This is a genomic window from Streptomyces sp. NPDC020917 (genome assembly GCF_044333795.1).
Lineage (GTDB): Bacteria > Actinomycetota > Actinomycetes > Streptomycetales > Streptomycetaceae > Actinacidiphila.
On the sequence record NZ_JBIRRR010000005.1, the window covers coordinates 539553 to 543589 of the forward strand.

A 4037-nucleotide genomic window follows, 5' to 3' on the forward strand; every position below is an offset into this window, starting at 1 on the left:
GTGGGTTTGGGGGGGGGGTTTGTGGCCGGGGGGGCCCGCGGCCCGGGCCCCGGGGGTCACCGGGCGGGGGGCCTGGGCGCCCCGGGGGGGGGCGGGGCGCCGGGGCGCGGGGGGGGCGGGCCCACGGTCGGGCACGGACGGGGGCGGGGGGGAGCGGGCGGCTGCCGGGAGGGTCAGGCGTCGCCGGCCGGCTGCCCCTTGAGGCGGTCGGCGAGCTGGTCGGCCAGGGCCAGGCGCTGCACCTTCAGGGTGGCGGTGCGCGGCAGTTCGGCCTGCGGGATCTGCACCGGGTCGGCGAGCTGCGGGAACTCGGCGACCGCGGCCCGCCAGCGGGCGCGGTCCAGCGGCTTGTCGTCGCGGGTGCAGATCACCGGGATGGCCTCGGAGTTGGGGCCCTGCACGACGGCCAGCTCGCTCAGCTCGGACAGCCTGCCCAGCACCAGGTCCTCGATCTCCAGCGAGCTGCGCACGCCGGGGATCATGTCGACCTCGCGGTCGAGCATGTGCAGGCATCCCGCGCGGGTGAAGTAGCCGACGTCGCCGGTGCCCCACCACTGCCCGTCGCGGTTGGCGTCGTAGCGGTCCTGCTCGGCGAAGTACGTCTTCGCCAGAGCCGGCCAGGCGACCTCGATCCGGCCGGGGTTGTGCTCGGTGGGGCGCTTCCCGTCGCGGCTGACAACCCGGACCTTGGCCGCGCCCATCGGCATCCGCCAGCCCACGCAGCGGCCGTTGGCCTTGTGCGCGGAGCGCCGGAAGTACGCGCGGCCGACGGCCGGGCCGACCTCGCTCTGCCCGTAGATCTGGAAGAACAGGGCGCCGCGCCGCTTGGACGACTTCAGCAGCCGGGCCATCGTCGCCGGGTGGATCGCGTCGAAGGTGGAGCTGAAGATCTTCACCGACTCGAAGGGGCCGCGCGGGTCCTCGGCCAGCTCCTGCCAGTCCATCAGCGAGTTCGGCAGCGCCTCGATCAGGCCGGGCCGGTTGGCCAGGAAGAACCGGGCCACGTTCTCCGGCTCCCCGTCGTTCATCAGCAGCACCGGCAGGCCCTTGACCAGGGACAGCGCCATCGCGGCGACCATCCGCGAGTGCACGAAGGAGATGTGGATGGCCACCGTCTCCTTGCGGCGCATCAGCGCCAGGAGGCGCCACTGCGGCATCAGCCGCAGCCCCTGGGTGCGGGGGGTGTGCACGACCAGCTTGGGCAGGCCGGTGGTGCCGGAGGTGTGGGTGATCACCGCGGCCTCGTCGATGGGGCGTTCCACCGGCGGCACCGAGGGCGAGCCGGCGAGGTCGGCGAGCGAGGTCGTGCCGGGCCGGGACCCGGACACGATGATCACCCGGCGGGCCAGCTTGTCCAGCGGCACGTCGGCCAGCACGTCCAGCTTGTGCTCGTCGGTCAGCAGGTTCGGCTGGTGCAGCCGCTCCAGCAGGGCCGCGATCGTCGGCGCGTTCAGGCCCGGGGAGAGCATCACCGGGATCGCGCCGATGCGTGAGGCCGCGCACGCCAGCATCCACATGTCGGCGTTGGCGGTCTTGTGGACCACGATGTGCTCGTCGGTGCGCACCCCGGCCGCCCACAGCCGGGCGGACAGGTCGTCCACCAGCTGCGCCAGCCTGGCGGACGTCAGGTTCCGGCCGACCTCGGGCAGTACGTCCAGGTCGTGGTCGAGGGTGATCGGCGTCGACGGGTCGACGCTTGCGGCCATCGCCGGCAGCAGGCCGATGTGCAGACCGCGTTTCTGTATGGATCGGTAGGCCGTGGCGCTCTTCATCGGACCGTCTCCTTTGCGGTGTTCGATGGACATTCACCTGTCGCCGGCCGTGCGGGCCCCCCGCGGCGCGGTTGCGGCGGCGGAGGATGCGGGTGTGCGCAGGGGTGTTGGGGCGGGTGCGGGTGTCGGAAGGAGGCGGGACCGGGCGGCCCCGGGCGATGAAGGCCGCGGCCGGGTCCCGCCCGGGGGCGGCCGGGCCGCAGGGTGGTGGCGGACCGCCGGCGGTCAGGCGGCGCGGCGGCCGGCCTTCAGGGCGGTGGTGACGTCGACGACGCGGCGGGCCTGGTGGCGGGCCGCGGCCAGCACGTCCTCGCCGGGCGCGCCGGAGCCGGCGACGTGCGAGGTGCCGTACGGGTTGCCGGTCCGGAACTGGATCGGGTCGGTGTAGCCGGGGGGCACGATGATGCCGCCCCAGTGGTAGAAGGTGTTGCTCAGCGCGAGGATCGTTGACTCCTGCCCGCCGTGCGGGGTGCCGGAGGCGGTGAACGCCGAGAGGACCCGCCCGGTGAGGCCGCCCTGCTGCCACAGCCCGCCGGTGGTGTCGATGAACGCCTTCAACTGGCTGGCCACGTTCCCGAACCGCGTGGGCGTGCCGAACAGCACCGCGTCGGCCCAGCTCAGGTCGTCCAGCGTGACCTCCTCGATGTCGGCGGTGTCCTTCAGGTGCTGCGCCCAGGCCGGGTTGGAGTTGACCGCCTGGGGCGGCGCCGTCTCGCGGACCTTGCGCAGCCGTACCGTGGCGCCGGCCTTCTCCGCGCCCTCGGCGGCGGCCTTGGCCAGGGCGTGCACGGTCCCGGTGGCGCTGTAGTAGATGATCGCGACGTTCACGGCAGTCATCGGCGGGCTCCCTTTCGTCAGGCGTGGCAGCGGTCAGCGGGCCGCGGCGGCGGTCGCCCCGCCCAGGGCGTGGACGGCGCCGCCCGCGTGGGCGCGGACCGCGCTGATCAGTTCCTCCGCGACCCGCTCGACCTGGGCGGCGGTCAGTTCGGCGTGCATGGGGATGGCCAGGTTGCGGGCGAACAGGTCGGCCGAGACCGGGCAGTGCTGCCGGGCGGCGAAGACCGGCTGGAGGTGGGTGGCCCAGGTGCCGTGCCCGCAGCCGATGCCCTGCGCGCGCAGCCGGGCGGCCACCGCGGCGCGGTCGACGCCCGGGTCGAGGGTGACCAGGTACGACTGCCAGGCGTGGGTGCGGTCCGGCGGCACCTGCGGCAGCGTCAGCAACTCCTGTCCGGCGAGCAGTTCGCCATAGGCGGCGGCGACGGTGCGGCGGCGCTCCAGCAGTTCGCCGATCCGGTCCAGCTGGACCGTGAGGATCGAGGCGGCGATGTCGGACAGCTTGAAGTTGAAGCCGACCTCGGTGAACGTCGGGATGGGCAGGCCGACGACGTTGCCCATGTCGAAGATGCTGCCGATGCCGAACGAGGAGCGCCGGCGGGCGTCGGCGCCGATCTTCGCGTCGGCGGCCAGCAGCGCGCCGCCCTCGCCGGAGGTAGCGCCCTTGCGGCCGTGGAAGGACAGGCAGCCGACCTGGGCCAGCGCGCCGGCCGGGGCGCCCTGGTAGGTCGCGCCGACCGCGCACGCGGCGTCCTCGACCACGAACAGGCCGTGCCGGTCGGCGATCGCCTGCAGCGCGGTGTAGTCCGCGGGCAGTCCCACGGTGTCGACCGCGATCACGCCGACCGTGCGCTCGGTGACCAGGTCCTCGACCGACTGCGGGTCGATCGTGCCGGTGCCGGGCAGCACGTCGGCGAAGACCGGCACCGCGTCGAGGTACCGCACGGCCTGCGCGGGCGCGGGGAAGGTGTAGTCGGCGACGATGACCTCGTCGCCCGGGGTGACACCCAGCGCGAGCAGCGCCAGATGCAGGGCGGCACCGCAGTTGGCGACCGCCACCGCGTCCGAGACCCGGTAGAGGGAGGCCAGCTGCGCCTCCAGCCGCTTGCCCACCGGGCCCTGCCCGGCCGGCCACCCGGAGGCGAACACCTCCGCGACGGCCGCGAGTTCACGTTCGCCCAGACTCGCGTGCACCAGGGGAATCGCTTCCATGTCCTCCACCCCACCTCCCTGTCGGCCCGCGCACGTGCCGGGCGTCTTCACCGAGCGTGTCCGGTGCCGGGCCGGTCGGTCGGCACCGGCCTTGCGTCACCGGTCAGTTGAGGTTGCGGGCGGCGTCCTCGGCCCAGGTGCCCAGGGCCATCTCCGCGGTGATCCCGGGACCGAACCCCGCGATCAGACCCGTCGCCCCCGGCGCGGGCCGCTCCTCCT

Annotated in this window: 3 protein-coding genes and 1 pseudogene; all 4 read right to left on the reverse strand. The window is 74.2% G+C overall.

Annotated elements, in window-relative coordinates; all coding sequences use genetic code 11:
- Nucleotides 1–173: 173 nt before the first annotated feature.
- Nucleotides 174–1772 (reverse strand): class I adenylate-forming enzyme family protein, encoded by a 1599-nt coding sequence (locus ACH4TG_RS14690; RefSeq protein ID WP_398242594.1) that lies wholly within the window; start codon nt 1770–1772, stop codon nt 174–176.
- Between the two features lie 225 nt (nt 1773–1997).
- Nucleotides 1998–2609: an NAD(P)H:quinone oxidoreductase gene (gene wrbA / locus ACH4TG_RS14695; RefSeq protein WP_398242595.1), complete on the reverse strand. Its 612-nt coding sequence runs from the start codon at nt 2607–2609 to the stop codon at nt 1998–2000.
- Nucleotides 2610–2642: 33 nt separating this feature from the next.
- Nucleotides 2643–3818, reverse strand: a complete 1176-nt coding sequence (locus tag ACH4TG_RS14700; protein WP_398242596.1) for a DegT/DnrJ/EryC1/StrS family aminotransferase — start codon at nt 3816–3818, stop codon at nt 2643–2645.
- Nucleotides 3819–3921: 103 nt separating this feature from the next.
- Nucleotides 3922–4037: pseudogene (locus tag ACH4TG_RS14705) on the reverse strand (type III polyketide synthase); the annotation flags it as partial.

Coding starts and splice junctions, on each gene's coding strand:
- ACH4TG_RS14690 (WP_398242594.1), bottom strand. CDS start 1,772: ATGAAGAGCGCCACGGCCTACCGATCCATACAGAAACGCGGTCTGCAC.
- wrbA (WP_398242595.1), bottom strand. CDS start 2,609: ATGACTGCCGTGAACGTCGCGATCATCTACTACAGCGCCACCGGGACC.
- ACH4TG_RS14700 (WP_398242596.1), bottom strand. CDS start 3,818: ATGGAAGCGATTCCCCTGGTGCACGCGAGTCTGGGCGAACGTGAACTC.